Consider the following 18,607-nt stretch of genomic DNA (forward strand, 5'->3'; position numbering starts at 1 on the left):
GCGTGCAGCCTGCACGGCGCGACAGCAAATGCGCTGCCGCGAGGATGCGTCATATTACCGAACCTTGGGCGCAAGTCGCGGCCCGGAAAGGACCGCGCTTGCGTTGAAACAACGCCGCTGAAGGCTCAGGCCGGCAGGTCGGCGGCCTGGATCAGGAACACGTTGTCGTCGCCAGCGCTGGTCGAGAGCCAGATTAGATCGAGACCGCCGAGCGCCGCTTCGACATTGGCGCGTTCGTTGCCGATCTCGACGACGAGCACGCCGTCTTCGGTCAGCCACTTGCTCGCCTCGTGCACGATACGCCGCACCACGTCCATGCCGTCCGCGCCGCCCGCGAGCGCGAGTGCCGGCTCGTGGCGATATTCCTCGGGCAGCGACTGCATGGCGGTGGCGTTGACGTATGGCGGGTTCGTGATGATCACTTCGTAGCGCGCGTCTTGCGGCAGCGGCGCATACAGGTCGCCTTCGTAAAGCGAGATGCGTTCGTCGAGTTCGTAGTCGTCGACGTTGCGGCGCGCGACCGCGAGCGCATCGGCGGAGATGTCGACGGCATCGATATCGGCGTTTTCGAACGCCTGCGCCGCGAGCACCGCGAGGCAGCCCGAACCGGTGCAGAGTTCGAGCACGCGCGTGACCTGGTCGGGGTCGGCCACGTAAGGTTGCAAGCCGTCCTGCAGCAATTCGCCGATGAACGAACGCGGCACGATCACGCGCTCATCGACGTAGAAACGGTGTCCGTGCATCCACGCTTCCTGCGTGATGTAGGCGGCGGGCACGCGTTCCTTCGCGCGGCGCTCGATTACTTTCATGACGGCGTCGATTTCGGTGTCGAGCAGGCGCGCGTCGAGAAACGGGTCGAGCGTGTCGAGCGGCAGATGCAGCGTATGCAGAATCAGATACGCGGCTTCGTCATAGGCGTTGGTCGAACCGTGGCCGAACGAGAGTCCGGCCTCTGTGAAGCGCGTAACGCCAAAGCGCAGCAAGTCGCGCAGGGTGGTGAAGGGCAGCGCCATCGAATGGCTCCTTGTGTGACGGGTAGAGGCTTTAAGCGACGAGTTGTTCGAGCACGCGGCGGTAGATGTTCTTCAGCGGCTCGATGAATCGCACTTCGACATGTTCGTCGATCTTATGGATGGTGCCGTTCGGCGGACCGAATTCGATCACCTGTTTGCAGATGCGCGCGATGAAGCGCCCGTCCGACGTGCCGCCCGTGGTCGACAGTTCCGTCGCCACGCCGGTTTCGTCGCGGATCGCTTTTTCGAGCGCCTCGGAGAGTTCGCCGCGCGGCGTCAAAAAGGGCAGGCCGCTCACGGTCCAGGTCAGGTCGTAATCGAGGCCGTGCTTGTCGAGAATGGCTTGCACGCGGCTTTGCAGACCTTCGACCGTGCTCGCGGTCGAGAAGCGGAAGTTGAACATCAGGTCCGCGTGGCCGGGAATGATGTTGGTCGCGCCCGTGCCGGAATGCAGGTTCGAGACTTGCCACGTGGTCGGCGGAAAGTATTCGTTGCCGTCGTCCCAGCGCTCCGCCACGAGTTCGGCAAGCGCCGGTGCGAGCGCATGCACCGGATTTTTCGCGAGATGCGGATACGCGATATGCCCTTGCACGCCCTTGACGAAGAGCTTGCCCGTCATCGAGCCGCGCCGGCCGTTCTTGACCATGTCGCCGAGCGTGGCGTTCGAAGTCGGCTCGCCGACGATGCAGTAATCGAGTCGCTCGCCGCGCGCCTTCAAGGCTTCGACAACCTTCACGGTGCCGTCGGTGGCGGGGCCTTCTTCGTCGCTCGTGATGAGAAAGGCGAGCGAGCCGCGATGCAGCGGATGGTTCGCGACGAACTCTTCGCTCGATACGACGAACGCCGCAAGCGAGGCCTTCATGTCCGCCGCGCCGCGCCCGTAGAGCTTGCCGTCGCGCTGCGCCGGGGCGAACGGCGGCGAGGTCCATTGTTCGAGCGGGCCGGTGGGCACGACATCGGTGTGGCCGGCGAAGGCAAGCAGCTTGCCTTGCGATCCGTCCGTGCCGCGCTTGACCGCCCACAGGTTCGTGACGCCGCCCGAGGCGATGGTTTCGCAGTGAAAGCCGATCGCGGCGAGGCGTTCGATCATCAGCGCCTGACAATGCTGGTCGTCGGGCGTGACGGACGCGCGTTCGATCAATGCTTCGGTGAGGGATAAGGTGCCGGACATGGTGTCTTGACGTTGATGCGATAAAAAATGCCGGCGCAGGGGGCCGGCACTCGTGGCGCGTCAGTGACTCGGAAGAGCGAAGTCACCGCACGGGATCATGCGAAGATCGTCTCGTACTGCTCGGCCGAAAAGCCGAGCGTCTTCACGCGCCCGTTCACGACGACGACCGGCCGCTTGATGATCGACGGCTTGTGGATCATGAGCGCAATGGCGCCCGAGGTGGTATCCGCTTCGGCCTTGTGCACGTCCGACAGCCCGCGCCAGGTCGTGCCGCGCTTGTTGATGAGCTGGTCGAGCGGCACGTCCTTCAGCCAGTCCTGCACCAGCGCGTTCGACACACCGGCTTTCTTGAAGTCGTGAAACTCGAACGGCACGCCATGTTCCTCCAGCCACACGCGTGCTTTCTTCACCGTGTCGCAATTGGGAATGCCGTACACGACCGTTGTCTTCGCCACGATCAGTCGCCTCGCAGCAGTTCGTTCAGGCCAACCTTGGCGCGCGTCTTGGCGTCGACCTTCTTGACGATGACCGCGCAATACAGGCTATGCGAACCGTCCTTCGAAGGCAGGTTGCCCGCGACCACCACCGAGCCCGCCGGAATGCGGCCGTAGCTCACCTGACCGGTTTCGCGGTCATAGATCTTGGTGCTCTGGCCGAGATACACGCCCATGGAAATGACCGAATTCTCCTCGACGATCACGCCTTCCACCACTTCCGAGCGCGCGCCGATGAAGCAGTTGTCCTCGATGATGACCGGATTCGCCTGTAACGGCTCCAGCACGCCGCCAATGCCTACGCCGCCCGACAGATGCACGTTCTTGCCGATCTGCGCGCACGAACCGACGGTGGCCCAGGTATCGACCATGGTGCCTTCATCGACGTAAGCGCCAATGTTGGTGTACGAGGGCATCAGCACTACGTTCTTCGCGATGAACGAGCCGCGCCGCGCGATGGCCGGCGGCACCACGCGGAAACCGCCTGCCGCGAAGTCTTCGGGCGTGTAGTTCGCGAACTTCGAGGGCACCTTGTCGTAGAACTGCGAGTAGCCGCCGGCGGGCATCGGCGCGTTGTCTTCGAGACGGAACGACAGCAGCACCGCCTTCTTCAGCCATTGATTCACGACCCAGTCGCCGTCGCGCTTTTCGGCGACACGCAACGCGCCCTTGTCCAGTTGTTCGATGGCATGGGCAACGGCTTCGCGGACTTCCGCGGGCGCGGCCTTGGGCGACAGTTCAGCGCGGTTTTCCCAGGCTTGATCGATGATGCTCTGAAGTTGTTGCGACATAGTTGGTATCGAGGATGATGGAGAGATGGACTGGCCGCGCCCGTCACGGCGAAGCGGGTGCCGTGACCGGCGACAGCGTGCGGCAGAATTCGACGATGCGGCGGGCGCCTTCGACACATTCCTCGACGCCGGCGACGAGCGCGATGCGCACGAAGCCTTCGCCCGGATTCGTGCCGTGCGCCGTGCGGGCGAGAAAGGACCCCGGCAGGACCGTCACATTATAGTCGGCGTACAGACGCGCGGCGAACTCGGTATCCGTGAGACCGGTCTTGGCGACGTTGGCCCACAAATAGAACGCGGCGTCGGGCAGACGCACGTCGAGCACCTCGGCGAGCATGGGCGTGACGGTTTCGAACTTCCGCAGATACTTCGCGCGATTGTCGCGAACGTGCGTTTCATCCTGCCACGCGACCACGCTCGCTTTCTGAAACACCGTCGAAAGCGCCGCGCCATGATAGGTGCGATACAGCAGGAAACTTTTGAGGATAGCGGCGTCGCCAGCGACGAAGCCCGAGCGCATGCCGGGCACGTTCGAGCGCTTCGACAAGCTCGACAGCATGACGAGACGCTCGAAACCGCGATTCAGCTTGTGCGCGGCTTCGAGGCCGCCGAGCGGCGGGTTGGCTTCGTCGAAATAGATTTCCGAATAGCACTCGTCGGAGGCAATCACGAAGCCGTGCTTGTCCGACAGCGCGAAGAGTTCGCGCCAGTTGTCGAGCGTGAGCACGGCGCCTGTCGGATTGCCCGGCGAACACACGTAGAGCAGTTGCGTGCGCGCCCAGATTGCTTCGGGCACCGTCGAGTAATCGCACGCGAAGTTGCGCGACGGGTCGCTATTGACGAAGTAAGGCTCGGCGCCCGCGAGCAGCGCCGCGCCTTCGTAGATTTGATAGAACGGGTTCGGACAGAGTACGATGGGCGGCTCGCCCGATGCCGCCGCGTGACTCGCGCCGCGGCTGTCGACAACGGTCTGCGCCAGCGCGAACAAGGCTTCGCGCGAACCGGAAACGGGCAGCACTTCGGTGGCGGGATTGATCGAAGGCAGACCGTAGCGCGTCATCACCCACTTGGCGATGGCTTCGCGCAAGGGCGCGCTGCCGAGCGTTGCCGGATAGCTCGCCATGCCGTCGAGCGAATCGATGACGGCGTCGCGTATCAGCGCGGGCGTGGGATGCTTCGGCTCGCCAATACCGAAGCTGATCGGCGTGAATCCCGCGCGCGGCTCGATGCCCTGAAAAAGCAGACGCAGCTTTTCGAACGGATACGACTGAAGTTTCTGGAGTAGTGGATTCACGGCGTGACCGGTTTGCGGTTATGCGGTTAAGCGTCTGTACGTATGTATGAGCGAACGGCATCTGACGCATGCGTGCAGCGGGCTTGAAGAAGAGCTTCGTCGCGACACGACGAACACGCGAAATGCACACGCAAGAACAAGAGATTATAGCGCGCGGCCTTATGCCGGACGCGTTGCAGCAAAGGACAAACGAATAATGAGCCTCATGAAAGGCGCACTGGTACAGCCGGTTGATCACGATGAGATGCGCGCAATCGCGCAGCCGGCCGGAGTAACACGATGAGCAGCCGCTTCCACGACGCCGGCCCGACGCTCGCCATCATGATCGGCGCATCGGTCTGGGGCCTCGTGTGGTATCCCATGCGCATGCTCGCCGCCATGGGCCTTTCCGGCACCGCCGCCAGCGCAAGCACGAGCGCGGTCGCCTGTCTCTTCGTGCTGCTGTTCCGGCATCGCTCGATCAAGAGCCTTTCGTGGCATTGGCTGCTCTTCGCGCTTGGACTCGCGGCGGGCGTGACGAGCATCGGCTTCGTCTGGGGCGCTATTCACGGTCAGGTGATGCGCGTGCTGCTGCTGTTCTATCTCACGCCCGCCTGGACCGCGATCTTCGCGCACTTCATCCTGAAGGAACGCCTGACTCGCGTGGATGCCGCGCTGTCCTTGCTGTCGCTCGCGGGCGCGGTCACCATGCTGTGGTCGCCCGAACTCGGCCTGCCGTTGCCCGCCAATCTCGCGGAATGGGCGGGGCTCATGGGCGGCATGGGCTTTTCCATCAGCAACGTGCTGGTGGTGCGCATCACGCGCACGCTTCCTACGATGAAGCCGGAGATGCGCACGGCGGTGATCTTCGGCGGCGCGGCTATCGTCGCTTCGCTCGTCACCGTGTTCGAGCCGATGCCCGCGCCGCCTTCAGCCGCGCAATTGGGCACGGTCGCGTCGATCGTGCTGGGCCTCGGCGTCGTGCTCGCGGTGAACAACATGATCGTGCAGATCGGCCTGGCGCGCGTCCCCGCCAATCGCGCGTCGATCATCATGCTGTTCGAACTCGTCGTCACCGCGCTCTCGTCGTGGCTCTTCGCGCATGAAGTGCCGGGCCCGCGCGAATGGGCCGGCGGCGCGTGCATCGTGGCGGCTTGCGTGCTGTCGGCATGGGTGCATCGGCAGCGAAAAGAAGCCGCTGAAAATACATCGCGCGATGAAGGCGCAGGCAAAAAGAAATCGAGACGGGCGATGGTATGATGGTGACCGCTCGCCGGGTAGGGCTTTAAGCTCATGCCCGGGCCTCGACTGCCTTCAAGGCGAGCATGATCGACGGGCCGCTGTGCGGCCTGTCTGCTATTTACCTCCGTATTCATCTCAAACAGCGAAATCGCCGTGCGTCTGACCTCGATCAAACTCGCTGGCTTCAAGTCCTTCGTCGATCCCACGCATTTCCAGGTCCCCGGCCAGTTAGTCGGCGTGGTCGGTCCGAATGGCTGCGGCAAGTCAAACATCATCGATGCCGTGCGCTGGGTGCTCGGCGAATCGCGCGCGTCCGAACTGCGCGGCGAATCGATGCAGGACGTCATCTTCAACGGCTCCACGGCGCGCAAGCCGGGCAGCCGGGCAAGCGTCGAACTGATCTTCGATAACGGCGACGGCCGCGCCGCCGGGCAATGGAGCGCATACGGCGAGATCGCGGTCAAGCGCGTGCTCACGCGCGACGGCACCTCCAGCTACTACATCAACAACCTGCCCGCGCGACGCCGCGACATCCAGGACATCTTCCTCGGCACGGGCTTAGGTCCGCGTGCTTACGCGATCATCGGCCAGGGCATGATCGCGCGCATCATCGAGGCCAAGCCTGAAGAACTGCGCGTGTTTCTGGAAGAAGCCGCGGGCGTGTCGAAGTACAAGGAGCGCCGCCGCGAGACGGAGAATCGTCTGCACGATACACGCGAGAATCTGACGCGCGTGGAAGACATCGTCCGCGAGCTCGGCGCGAATCTCGAGAAGCTCGAAGCGCAGGCGGTCGTCGCGACGAAGTACAAGGATCTGCAGGCCGAAGGCGAGGAAAAGCAGCGCCTGTTGTGGCTTTTGCGCAAGAACGAAGCGGGCAACGAGGCCGAGCGGCAGCAACGCGCTATCCGCGACGCGCAGATCGAACTCGAAGCCCAGACCGCGCGTCTGCGCGAAGTGGAAGCGCAACTCGAGACGCTGCGTGTCGCGCACTACAGCGCGAGCGACGCCATGCAAGGCGCGCAAGGCGCGCTCTACGAAGCCAACGGCGAAGTGAGCCGGCTGGAAGCGGAGATTCGCTTCATCGTCGAATCGCGCAATCGCGTGCAGGCTCAGATCGCCGCGCTCAACGCGCAGCGCGAGCAATGGCAGATGCAGGCGCAAAAGGCGCGCGACGCAATCGACACGGCATCGGAAGCGCTCGCGGAAGGCGAAGAGAAAGCAGTCATCGCGCGGGAAAACGCTGCCGCAAAGCATGACGAACTGCCGGCGCTCGAAGCCCGCTGGCGCGACGCGCAGACGCATCTGAACGAAGAACGCGCTGGCATCGCGCGCGCGGAGCAGGCGTTGAAGCTCGAAGCGGCGCATCAGCGCAACGCGGATCAGCAGCTTCAGCAGTTGCAGCAGCGCGAGGAGCGGCTCAGGACCGAATCGAAAGGACTCGACGCACCCGACGAAGCGCAACTCGAAGAACTGCGCATGCAGCTCGCCGAGCATGAGGAAGTACAGAGCGAAGCGCAGGCGCGTCTCGCCGATGCGCAGGAAACCGTGCCGCGTCTGGATGCCGAGCGCCGCGCGGCGCAGGAGCGCGTACAGGCCGAAAGCGCGCAGAATCATCAGCTCGAAGCGCGGCTTGCTGCCTTGCGGCAGCTTCAGGAAAGCGTTCAGACCGAAGGCAAGATCCAGCCGTGGCTCGACAAGCACGAGCTCGGCGCGCTGCCGCGCCTCTGGAAGAAGCTGCATGTCGAAGCGGGCTGGGAAGCGGCGCTCGAATCGGTGCTGCGTGAGCGTCTGGCGGCGCTCGAAGTATCGAATCTGGACTGGGTCAAGGCTTTCGCCGCCGACGCGCCGCCCGCCAAGCTCGCGTTCTATTCGCCGCCCGTCGCCGGCAAGCCGCTCGACACGCCGCAAGGCTTGCGGCCATTGCTGTCGCTCGTGCGCATCGACGACCCGGGCTTGCGCGCGGTGCTGAACGAGTGGCTCGCCACGACCTTCATCGCCGACGACATCGGCCAGGCGCTCGCGGCGCGCACGCAATTGCCGGAAGGCGGCGCGTTCATCGTGAAGGCAGGGCATGTGGTGACGCGTGTCGGCGTGCAGCTGTACGCCGCCGATTCCGAGCAGTCGGGCATGCTCGCGCGTTCGCAGGATATCGAAAATCTCACGCGGCAAGTGCGCGCGCAGGCATTGCTCGCCGACGAAGCAAAGGCCAACGCGGTACGCGCAGAAGCCGCGCATACCCAAGGCTCGCAAACTCTTGCCGATGCCCGCGCCGCCGCTGAACGCGCGACGCAACGCGTCCACGCGCTGCAACTCGATGTGCTGAAGCTCGCGCAGGCGCATGAGCGCTACACGCAGCGCAGCACGCAGATTGGCGAGGAACTCGAGGAAATCGTCGGGCAGATCGAGGAACAACGCGCGCTGCGGGCCGAATCCGAGGCGGCGTTCGAACATCACGACACGGAGCTCGCGCAATTGCAGGCGCGCTTCGAAGACAACCAGATGGCGTTCGAAGCGCTCGACGAAACGCTCACGGCCGCCCGTCAGGAACTGCGCGAACTGGAACGCGCCGCGAGCGACGCGGGTTTCGCCGCGCGCGGTCTTGCCGCGAAGATCGAGGAATACAAGCGCAACATCGACACGGCGCACGACCAAAGCGAACGCGTGGCGGCATCGCTCGAAGATGCGCGCGCCGAACTCGAAACCATCAACGAACAGACGGCGCAGACGGGCTTGCAGGACGCGCTCGAAGTCCGCGCGGCACGCGAGGAAGCGCTGCACGCCGCGCGCGTCGAACTGGACGATCTGACGGCGCGTCTGCGTGCCTCCGACGAACAGCGGCTACTCGCCGAACGCTCGCTGCAGCCGCTGCGCGACCGCATCAACGAATTGCAGTTGAAGGAGCAGGCCGCGCGCATCAGTGGCGAACAGTTCGTCGAACAGTTGCAGGCAGCGGGCGTCGACGAAGCCGAACTGCAGGCGAAGCTCACGCCGGACATGAAGCCGTCGTATCTGCAAGGCGAAGTCACGCGTCTGAACAACGCGATCACAGCGCTTGGGCCGGTCAACATGGCGGCGCTCGAAGAGCTCGTCGCGGCCACCGAGCGCAAGCAGTTCCTCGACGCGCAATCGGCGGATCTGAACGACGCCATCGGTACGCTGGAAGATGCAATCCAGCGAATCGACCAGGAAACGCGCGCGCTATTGCAAGGCACGTTCGACGAAGTGAACCGACACTTCGGCGAACTGTTCCCGCGGCTGTTCGGCGGTGGCCAGGCCAAGCTCATCATGACGGGCGACGAAATCCTGGACGCTGGCGTACAGGTGATGGCGCAGCCGCCCGGCAAGAAGAATTCGACCATTCACTTGCTGTCAGGCGGCGAGAAAGCGCTCACCGCGACCGCGCTCGTGTTTGCGATGTTCCAGTTGAACCCGGCGCCGTTCTGTCTGCTAGACGAAGTGGACGCGCCGCTCGACGACGCCAACACGGAACGCTTCGCGAATCTCGTGCGCGCGATGTCGGTCAAGACGCAGTTCCTGTTCATCTCGCACAACAAGATCGCGATGGAAATGGCGCAGCAACTGATCGGCGTGACGATGCAGGAGCAGGGCGTATCGCGCATCGTCGCGGTGGACATGGAGTCGGCGGCGGGCTTCGCCCAAAACGGCTGAAGCGCGCGACGCAGCACCAGGATTTGAATGAGTGGCAGGCCGGACGCTGATCCGGCCAGGCGCGCAGGCGCGGAGTGGTGCGCAAAAGACCCGAGGCGTGATGCCGGAACGCGGTCCGATGCGTGCGACAGATCGCGCGGCGCTTCGTAACCCAAAAGAACGATGGAGCGTGCATGGACGAGTTGACACTCGGTTTGATCGGAGCAGGAGCCGTGGTGGTGGGCGGCGTGGTGGTGTACAACGCGTGGCAGAGCGCCAAGGTGCGCCGCAAGATGCCGCGTCCGATGCCCGACGAGGCAGCCGACGCGCTCGCGCGTCAAGAGACGGACGACGAGCAACCGTTTATCGAACCGGTGCGCCAGCCGCGTCGCGAGCCGGTTTCGAGCGAGAGCGAAGCGCGCGTCGAGCCGAGTTTTGGCGGCGTGAGCCTTGCGGCCGAGCCAGCGCCCGTCGCGCCCGCGCCTATCGCTCCGGCTGATACCGCCGTCGATCTGCAGGCTGAAGCCACCGCCGCCGATGAAGCGGAACTCGCGAGCATCGACGAAGACGGACGCAACGAGCCGACCTTGCCCGCCACGAACACCATTTCGTCGGCGCCGCCGGCGCTGGTCGATCGCCGCATCGATTGCGTCGTGCCGATTCGCCTTGGTGGACCCGTTGCGGGAGACCGCGTGTTGCCGCTGGCGCAGCGTCTGCGTCGCGCGGGCACCAAGCCCGTGACGATCGAAGGCAAGCCCGAGGGCGATTCGACCTGGGAATTGCTGCGCAACGGCGCGCGTTATGAAGAGTTGCGTGCCGCCGCGCAACTGGCAAACCGCAGTGGCCCGCTCAACGAACTCGAGTTTTCCGAATTCGTGACCGGCGTGCAGCGTCTGGCCGATGCGATCGACGGTTCGCCCGAGTTTCCGGACATGATGGAAACCGTGGGCATGGCGCGCGAGCTGGACGCCTTCGCCGCCCAGTGCGACGCGCAGCTCTCCATCAATATCCTGTCCGACGGTGCGCCGTGGTCGGCCAACTACGTGCAGGCGGTGGCCTCGCAAGACGGCCTTTTGCTCTCGCGCGACGGCACGCGTTTCGTGAAACTGGATGCGAAGCAGAACCCGGTTTTCATGCTCCTTTTCGGCGATACCAACTTCCTGCGTGACGACCTCACGTACAAGGGCGGCCAGATGATCACGCTGGTGCTCGACGTGCCGGTGGCGGACGAAGACATCCTGCCGTTCAGGCTCATGTGCGATTACGCCAAGTCGCTGTCCGAGCGTATCGGCGCGCGGGTCGTGGACGATCAGCGCCGGCCGTTGCCGGAATCCGCGTTGCTCAACATCGAAAAGCAGTTAATGACGCTGTACGCCAAGCTTGAGCAGGCGGGCATGCCAGCAGGCTCGCCGGCCACGCGGCGGCTCTTCAGCCAATAAGCGCGAGGTCTCACGGCGCGCTCGTCTTTTAGCGTGCAGCGGGCTTCGAAATTGCGCCCCCGACCGGGGCGCTTTCTTTTGCGCGCGCGGCATCGCACGTTTCGTCACATCCTGGCCGTTTGGCCGATGCCACGATTTACCGATCTTCTGAGACAATCGAACGGTCGTTGGCAGACTTAATTCACTTTCCCAAGTATTTGTCGCATGTCCGCTAAAACGAAAGCCGAATCCGCCGCTGCCAGAAAGTCGGGCGCAGCCGTCCCCAGTGCCGATCGTCCGGCCGAGCGCGCGGCGTGGTTGCGCTCGGAACTCGAACGCGCGAATTACGCCTACTACGTGCTCGACCAGCCGGATCTGCCCGACGCCGAATACGACACGCTCTTCAAGGAATTGCAGGGAATCGAGACGGACCGTCCCGATCTCGTCACGCCCGATTCGCCGACGCAACGCGTGGGCGGCAAGGCGGCGGAAGGTTTCGAGCCCGTGGTGCACGACGTGCCGATGCTTTCGCTCAACAACGGTTTCGCCGACGAAGACATCGCCGCGTTCGACAAGCGTGTGTCGGACGCGCTCGCGCACGCGCCGGTGCAATATGCGTGCGAACTGAAATTCGACGGCCTGGCCATTTCCCTGCGTTACGAGGATGGCCGCTTCGTGCAGGCGTCCACGCGCGGCGACGGCGCGACCGGCGAAGATGTGACGGCCAACGTGCGCACCATTCGCTCCATTCCGCTCACGCTCAAGGGCAAGCACGTGCCGAAGCGGCTCGACGTGCGCGGCGAAGCACTGATGTTCAAGCGCGACTTCGAACGGCTCAACGCACGTCAGCGCGATGCCGAGCAGCGCGAGTTCGCCAATCCGCGTAACGCCGCGGCGGGCAGTTTGCGTCAACTCGATCCGAAGATGACCGCGCAACGGCCGCTATCCTTTTTCGCGTATGGCATCGGCGTGCTCGAAGGCGCGGAGATGCCGGATACGCACGCCGGTCTGCTCGACTGGTACAAGGAAATGGGCTTGCCGGTGAATGCGGAACGCGGCGTGGTCGATGGCGCCGAGGGCCTGCTCGACTTTTTCCGCAAGACGGGCGAAAAGCGCGAGCAGCTGCCGTACGACATCGACGGCGTGGTCTACAAGGTCAACCGGCGCGACGAACAGGACAAGCTCGGCTTCGTTTCGCGCGCGCCGCGCTTTGCGCTCGCGCACAAGTTTCCGGCGCAGGAAGCGCTCACGCAGCTGCTGGCCATCGACGTGCAGGTGGGCCGCACGGGCGCCATCACGCCGGTTGCGCGCCTGGCGCCGGTCTTCGTCGGCGGCGCGACCGTCACGAATGCGACGCTGCATAACGAAGACGAAGTGCGCCGCAAGGACATCCGTATCGGCGACACGGTGACCGTGCGCCGTGCGGGCGACGTCATTCCCGAAGTGGTGGGCGCGATTCTCGACCGCCGTCCGGACGACGCGCGCGAGTTCGTCATGCCGACCGAGTGCCCGGTGTGCGGCTCGAAGATCGAACGTCTGCCCGACGAAGCCATTGCGCGGTGCACGGGCGGCCTTTTTTGTCCGGCGCAGCGCAAGCAGGCGCTGTGGCATTTCGCCCAGCGCCGTGCGCTCGATATCGACGGCCTCGGCGAGAAGATCATCGATCAACTGGTCGAAGAGAATCTCGTGCGCACACCCGCCGATCTCTTCAGCCTCGGTTTCTCGACGCTCGCCGCGCTCGACCGGTTCGCCGACAAATCCGCGCAGAACCTGCTCGATTCGCTCGACAAGGCGCGCCACACGACGCTCGCGCGTTTCATTTACGCGCTCGGCATCCGCCACGTGGGCGAGTCGACGGCAAAAGATCTGGCGAAGCATTTCGGCTCGCTCGACCCAATCATCGCCGCTTCGGTCGAGGAATTGCTGGAAGTGAACGATGTCGGGCCGGTCGTCGCCGAAGCCATCCATAATTTCTTCAGCGAAGAGCACAACCAGCACGTCATCGAACAATTGCGCATCAAGGTGTCGTGGCCGGAAGGCCCGCCCGCACCGAAAGCGCCGCTGGGCGTGCTGGCGGGCAAGACCGTGGTGCTGACGGGCACCTTGCCCACGCTCACGCGCGAAGATGCGAAGGAGATGCTGGAGGCGGCCGGAGCGAAAGTGGCCGGTTCGGTATCGAAAAAGACCGACTACGTGGTGGCGGGCGCGGAAGCAGGCAGCAAGCTTGCGAAAGCGGAGGAACTCGGGGTTCCCGTTCTCGACGAAGACGGCATGAAGAAGCTTTTGGAAGGAGTCACCCCATGATCCGAGAAATCCTGAAGATGGGCGATCCGCGGCTGTTGCGTATCGCCGAGCCGGTCGAGCATTTCGACACGCCGGAACTGCACACGCTGGTGCAGGACATGTTCGATACGATGCGCGACGCCAATGGCGCGGGCCTCGCCGCTCCGCAGATCGGCGTCGATCTGCAGGTGGTGATCTTCGGCTTCGGACAGAATCCGCGCTATCCCGACGCGCCGTCGGTGCCGGAGACGGTGCTCATCAACCCGATCATCACGCCGAACGGTCACGACATGGAGGAGGGCTGGGAAGGCTGCCTGTCCGTCCCCGGCCTGCGCGGCGCGGTACAGCGCTTTTCGATGATCCGCTACCAGGGCTTCGATCAGTACGGCAACGCCATCGAGCGGCTGGCGGAAGGTTTCCACGCGCGCGTCGTGCAGCACGAGTGCGACCATCTGATCGGTAAGCTTTATCCAATGCGTATCACCGACTTCTCGAAGTTCGGCTTCACGGACGTGCTGTTTCCTGGGCTCGATCCGGTTGGCGACGACTGAGAACGTGCGGACGCGCGAGGGCGCGTTCCGCATTTGCACACATTAAAAAGCCGCTCCTTGCGAGCGGCTTTTGTTCAGGCGAAGGATTTGGGCGTTCCGCTAACGGCAGGCTGGCGGAACAGCGCGACATGTTCAGGGTTCGCGGACGCTTGCAGACGTCCGTCCGGCAGGCGCGCAACCACGATTTCGCCGATGCCGGGGCTCATGACGACCACTTCATCTCGCAGGGCGAGCAAGGCGTCGAGCCGTCGACGGCCGCTGACGATTTCGAGGCCGCTTTTCGTTTCTCGGACAATGATCTCGACTGACATGGCGATTCTCCTTCGATCAGTTAAATGCTGAATCCTTGGTGCGCTGCAGGACGGTAAAAAAGTCTCTGCGTCACACTTGCCTAACGGAATAATGACTTATTTTCTTTAGGCGGTAATCAGCAAAAAAATAAAACTGGCGATCGATGCCGCGCCATCAGGGGATGCAAGTGGAGACGTCGCTTTTTTGCGACGAAGCCGCGAAGCGGAGAGGATTGCGAGAACGGTCGTTCGTGGTTCGCTCCGAACGAAGATCGTCCGGAGCGAAAACGCGCGATCAGAAGCTCTCGTCGGCGCCGAGATAGCGCCAGTGACCCGGCGGCAGCGCGCCCAGCGTGACGCGGCCCATGCGGATGCGTTTCAGACCGACGACTTCCAGTCCGACCAGTTCGCACATCCGGCGAATCTGGCGTTTTTTGCCTTCGTGCAGCACGAAGCGCAACTGCTCGCCGTTCTGCCAACTGACTTGTGCGGTCTTGAGCGGGACGTCGTCGAGCGACAGGCCGTGACGCAGCAGCGCGAGTTGTTCTTCCGGGAAGTGCTGATCCACATCGACTTCGTGTTCGCCGTAGCGCACGCGCACGAGGTACTCCTTGTCGACTTCGGAATGGTTGCCGATCAATTGCTTCGCGATGCGGCCATCCTGCGTGAGTACGAGCAGCCCGGTCGAATCGATATCGAGTCGGCCGGCTGGCGCGAGCGTGCGCAGATGACCCGGTGCGAAACGAATGCCGCTGCGGTCGTCTTGCCAGTGATTGGTCGGATTGATGAGCGTGACGGCGGGCTCGTAGCCGTCTTCTGCCTGACCCGATACGTAGCCGACCGGCTTGTGCAGCAAGATCGTGACGAGCAGCGACTGTGCGGAACGCGCGGCGGGCAGGACATCGATTTCCTGATCCGGGCGGATACGCGTGCCGAGCGTATCGGTGACTTCGCCATCGACGAGCACCCAGCCTTTTTCGATCCACTCGTCCGCTTCGCGGCGCGAGCAGAGGCCGAGTTCGGACATCACCTTCGACAGGCGGACGAGGCCGTCGTCGTGGGCGCGGGGCTTGTGGGCGGGTTCGGTGGATGCCGGGATGACTTCGGCGTGCGGTGGGCGGTCGTCGCGTGATGCGAGACGACGGTCGCCCGCGCCGCGCTTGTCGAAGCTTGGGCGTGAATCGTCGCCACGCGCTTTGAACGTGCGGCGTTCATCGCTGCGGGGCGTGCGGTCGTCGCGCGCAAAAGGCCGGCGCTCCGACCGATCGCTCGGGCCGCGCTTATCGAAGCTCGGACGCGAATCATCGCGAGGTTTGAAAGGGCGTCGTTCATCGCTGCCGGGCGTGCGGTCGTCGCGCGCAAACGGCCGCCGTTCGGAGCGATCGCCCGCGCCGCGCTTATCGAAGCTCGGACGCGAATCATCGCGCGGTTTGAAAGGGCGTCGTTCATCGCCACCGGGCGTGCGGTCGTCGCGCGCAAACGGCCGGCGCTCCGACCGATCGCCCGCGCCGCGTTTATCGAAGCTCGGACGCGAATCATCACCACGCGGTTTAAACGCGCGCCGCTCATCGCCGCCCGAAGAACCGGGCCGACGCTCCGACCGATCCCCCGCGCCACGCTTATCGAATCCCGCGCGCGAATCGCCCCCCGCACCGCGTGGTGTCGACGGCCGCTCGTGCGGCGTTTCAGGCCGCGTGGTCTTGCGGGCGGTGGAACTACCGGTGCGAACCGGCGACCGCGTCGACGATGTCGGACGCGGATGTTTGGCTGTCAGTTTGACGCGCATAAAGTTTCAGGCTGCGATCGCGCGCAGCAGTTCGGTCTCGATCTGGATCTGGGTGCGATTGTTCGACAAGCTCTTGCCGTCGAGCAAAAACACGTCCTCGACGCGTTCGCCAAGCGTGTTGATTCGCGCTGCCTGCACGCCGATCCGGTGTTGCGCCAGAACGCGCGCGATCGAATAAAGAAGGCCCTGCCGGTCGTTGGCCGACACGGAAAGGATGTAGTACTGGCCACGCTCGTCCGGGCGCAAATCCACACGCGGCGTGACAGGAAAGGTGCGCACGAGCCGCGATACGCGGCCCTTCGACGGCTCGGGCAAAATGCGCTCGTCCGCCAAAAGCGTGCTCAATTGTTGTTCGACGAGATTCGCGATGTCGCGATAACTCCCGTCGTGATCGGGATGCGCCACGAGAAAGTTATCGAGCGCGTAGCCATGTCGCGTCGTCGTCACGCGGGCATCCAGCACGGAAAGGCCATTGCGGTCGAAGTACGCGCAGATGCCGGCGAAGAGATCCGGCCGGTCCTTCACGTACACCAGCACCTGCAGCGCCGCGCCGATGGGCGACGGGCGCGCGCGCACGATCGGCGCGTCGCTTTCGACATGCCGGTACAGCACACGCGTTTGCCACGCAATATCCGCGGCATCGTGACGCAAGAAATAGCCGACATCCAGTTTGTCCCACAGCTCGCGCTGCGCATTCTCCGGCACGGTCTCCAGACGCAGGAGCGCGAGCGCCGCCTCCTGACGCGATTTGAGTTCCGAGTGCGCATCCGGCTGCGCGCCGCCGAGCACGGCGAGCGTCGCGCGAAACAGGTCTTCGAGCAGCTTGCCCTTCCAGTTGTTCCAGACCTTGGGCGACGTGCCGCGAATGTCCGCCACGGTCAGAAGATAAAGCGCGGTCAGCCGCCGCTCGGTCTTTACCACGGAGGCGAACTGCTTGATGACTTCAGGGTCGCTCGTGTCCTGCTTCTGCGCGACATGGCTCATCGTCAGATGCTGCTGCACGAGCCATACGACGAGGTCGGTGTCTTCCTGACACATGTCGTGTTCGCGGCAGAAGCGACGGGCATCGGCCATGCCGAGGGTCGAATGATCGCCGCCGCGGCCTTTCGCGATGTCGTGGAAAAGCGCCGCGACGTAGAGCACCCACGGGCGCTCGAAATTGCCCATCAACTGACTGCAAAACGGATACTCGTGCGCATGCTCCGCTATTGCAAAGCGGCGCAGGTTGCGCAGCACCATCAGGATGTGCTGATCGACCGTATAGACATGGTAGAGGTCATGCTGCATCTGTCCGACGATGCGCCGGAAGTTCAGCAGATAACGCCCGAGCACGCTCGTCTGGTTCATGAGACGCAGCGCGTGCGTGATGCCCTCGGGCTGCTTGAGAATCTCCATGAAGAGACGCCGGTTCTCCGGATCGCGCCGCCAGTCGCGGTCCATGAGTTCGCGCGCGTTGTAGATCGCGCGCAGCGTGCGCGCCGAGAGTCCCTTGATGCCGCGGGTCTGCTCGTAGAGCAGGAACGCTTCGAGAATGGCGTGCGGTTCGCGCTCGAAGACGTCGTCGCGGGCAATTTCCAGCATGCCCTGTTTCTCGACGAAGCGCCCCGAAATGACGCGCGTGATACCGCTCGTCGACGGGAACAACTGCGCCTCGACGTTCTGAATCAGAATGGTCGCGAGCTGCGTGACGGCCTTTGCCGCCCAGTAGTAGCGGCGCATCAACTGCTCGCTCGCGCGCTTGGCGGTCGTCGGTTTGAAGCCGAAACTCTCGGCGAGCGGTGTCTGCAAATCGAAGACGAGAATGTCCTGGCGACGCTTCGCAATCACGTGCAACCGCGCACGCAAAGTCTTGAGAAACGCTTCGTTGCGGCGCAGTTCGCGCGCTTCGCGGTCGGTAATGAGACCGCGCAGGTCGAGTTCGCGCCAGCTACTGCCGAAACCGGCCGCGCGCGAAATCCAGAGAATGAGCTGAAGATCGCGCAGACCGCCCGGACTTTCCTTGATGTTCGGCTCGAGGCTGTACGGCGTGTCCTGAAACTTCGCATGGCGCTGACGCATTTCCAGCACCTTCGCCTGGAAGAAGCCGCGCGGATCGAGCGTCTCCTTGTAGCGCGCGGAAAAGCGTTCGAACAGTTCCGCGCTGCCGAAGATGCGCCGCGCCTCCAGCAGCGACGTGAGGACGGTGACATCGCCGCTCGCTTCCGCGATGCATTGCTCGACCGAACGCACGCTGCTGCCGATATCGAGCCCGAGATCCCACGCCATGCCGATAAACCGCTCGACGCGCGCGTTGAGCGGGCCCACGTCTTCCTGATCGCCGCCGGCATCGGGCAGAAGCACGAGGATATCGACGTCCGAATACGGCGCGAGCTCGCCGCGTCCATAGCCGCCGACCGCGACCAGCGCCGCGTCCGCCGGCATCTCGCAAGCGGCCCAGGCGCCCTTGAGCGCATCGTCGGTGGCGCGCCCGAGCGCGTGCATCAACGGTTCGACGTTCGAAGCCGTCTGAAAGCGTTCGATGAGCGCCGACTTCGCCGCCTTGTAGGCAGCGCGCAGCGTTTCACACGGCGTGGCGACAGGGACTGTGACGCTCATGGGCTCGGATTCAGAAAGGAAGAAGGCCGCGCACGCAAGCGCGGCCGGGGAG

13 protein-coding genes are annotated in these 18,607 nt (G+C 64.0%); 5 read left to right on the forward strand and 8 right to left on the reverse strand.

Going from position 1 to position 18,607, the window contains the following annotated elements; genetic code table 11:
• Positions 1-125: 125 nt before the first annotated feature.
• The 5 genes from prmB to dapC all read right to left on the reverse strand — a co-directional run bounded on the left by prmB (position 126) and on the right by dapC (position 4,763).
• Entirely contained in the window at positions 126-1,013 is an 888-nt protein-coding gene (gene prmB, locus LDZ28_RS05815; RefSeq protein ID WP_244827747.1) for a 50S ribosomal protein L3 N(5)-glutamine methyltransferase, read from the reverse strand.
• A 31-nt stretch (positions 1,014-1,044) separates the two neighbouring features.
• Positions 1,045-2,184, reverse strand: coding sequence for a succinyl-diaminopimelate desuccinylase (gene dapE, locus LDZ28_RS05820; protein WP_244827748.1), 1,140 nt, complete (start codon positions 2,182-2,184; stop codon positions 1,045-1,047).
• Between the two features lie 95 nt (positions 2,185-2,279).
• A complete protein-coding gene (locus tag LDZ28_RS05825; RefSeq protein ID WP_370652105.1) occupies positions 2,280-2,639 on the reverse strand; it encodes an ArsC family reductase in 360 nt (119 codons plus the stop codon).
• A gap of 2 nt (positions 2,640-2,641) precedes the next feature.
• Positions 2,642-3,469, reverse strand: a complete 828-nt coding sequence (gene dapD / locus LDZ28_RS05830; RefSeq protein ID WP_244827749.1) for a 2,3,4,5-tetrahydropyridine-2,6-dicarboxylate N-succinyltransferase — start codon at positions 3,467-3,469, stop codon at positions 2,642-2,644.
• A 43-nt stretch (positions 3,470-3,512) separates the two neighbouring features.
• Positions 3,513-4,763, reverse strand: a complete 1,251-nt coding sequence (gene dapC, locus LDZ28_RS05835) for a succinyldiaminopimelate transaminase (RefSeq protein WP_244827750.1) — start codon at positions 4,761-4,763, stop codon at positions 3,513-3,515.
• Positions 4,764-5,042: 279 nt separating this feature from the next.
• Between dapC and LDZ28_RS05840 the strand changes: the two genes are divergently transcribed.
• The 5 genes from LDZ28_RS05840 to def all read left to right on the forward strand — a co-directional run bounded on the left by LDZ28_RS05840 (position 5,043) and on the right by def (position 13,884).
• On the forward strand, positions 5,043-6,002 hold the full coding sequence (locus LDZ28_RS05840) for a DMT family transporter (RefSeq protein ID WP_244827751.1): 960 nt from the start codon (positions 5,043-5,045) through the stop codon (positions 6,000-6,002).
• Between the two features lie 135 nt (positions 6,003-6,137).
• The gene (gene smc / locus LDZ28_RS05845) at positions 6,138-9,653 is read left to right on the forward strand and encodes a chromosome segregation protein SMC (RefSeq protein WP_244827752.1); all 3,516 of its coding nucleotides are present in this window, start codon (positions 6,138-6,140) and stop codon (positions 9,651-9,653) included.
• A 173-nt stretch (positions 9,654-9,826) separates the two neighbouring features.
• Complete coding sequence (locus tag LDZ28_RS05850) at positions 9,827-11,071, forward strand: cell division protein ZipA C-terminal FtsZ-binding domain-containing protein (RefSeq protein WP_244827753.1); 1,245 nt, start codon at positions 9,827-9,829, stop codon at positions 11,069-11,071.
• A gap of 204 nt (positions 11,072-11,275) precedes the next feature.
• Positions 11,276-13,354 (forward strand): NAD-dependent DNA ligase LigA, encoded by a 2,079-nt coding sequence (gene ligA, locus LDZ28_RS05855; protein ID WP_244827754.1) that lies wholly within the window; start codon positions 11,276-11,278, stop codon positions 13,352-13,354.
• On the forward strand, positions 13,351-13,884 hold the full coding sequence (gene def, locus LDZ28_RS05860; RefSeq protein ID WP_244827755.1) for a peptide deformylase: 534 nt from the start codon (positions 13,351-13,353) through the stop codon (positions 13,882-13,884). Before ligA ends, def begins: the two co-directional genes overlap by 4 nt.
• Before the next feature lie 74 nt (positions 13,885-13,958).
• Here the strand turns inward: def and LDZ28_RS05865 are convergent, their stop codons facing one another.
• From LDZ28_RS05865 to LDZ28_RS05875, 3 genes are all read right to left on the reverse strand, one after another.
• Positions 13,959-14,195 (reverse strand): hypothetical protein, encoded by a 237-nt coding sequence (locus LDZ28_RS05865; protein ID WP_244827756.1) that lies wholly within the window; start codon positions 14,193-14,195, stop codon positions 13,959-13,961.
• A 274-nt stretch (positions 14,196-14,469) separates the two neighbouring features.
• Positions 14,470-15,960, reverse strand: a complete 1,491-nt coding sequence (locus tag LDZ28_RS05870) for a pseudouridine synthase (RefSeq protein ID WP_244827757.1) — start codon at positions 15,958-15,960, stop codon at positions 14,470-14,472.
• 6 nt (positions 15,961-15,966) lie between these two features.
• Entirely contained in the window at positions 15,967-18,555 is a 2,589-nt protein-coding gene (locus tag LDZ28_RS05875) for a [protein-PII] uridylyltransferase (RefSeq protein WP_244827758.1), read from the reverse strand.
• Positions 18,556-18,607 lie beyond the last annotated feature (52 nt).

Origin of the sequence: Caballeronia sp. TF1N1 (assembly GCF_022878925.1) — a bacterium.
GTDB lineage: Bacteria > Pseudomonadota > Gammaproteobacteria > Burkholderiales > Burkholderiaceae > Caballeronia.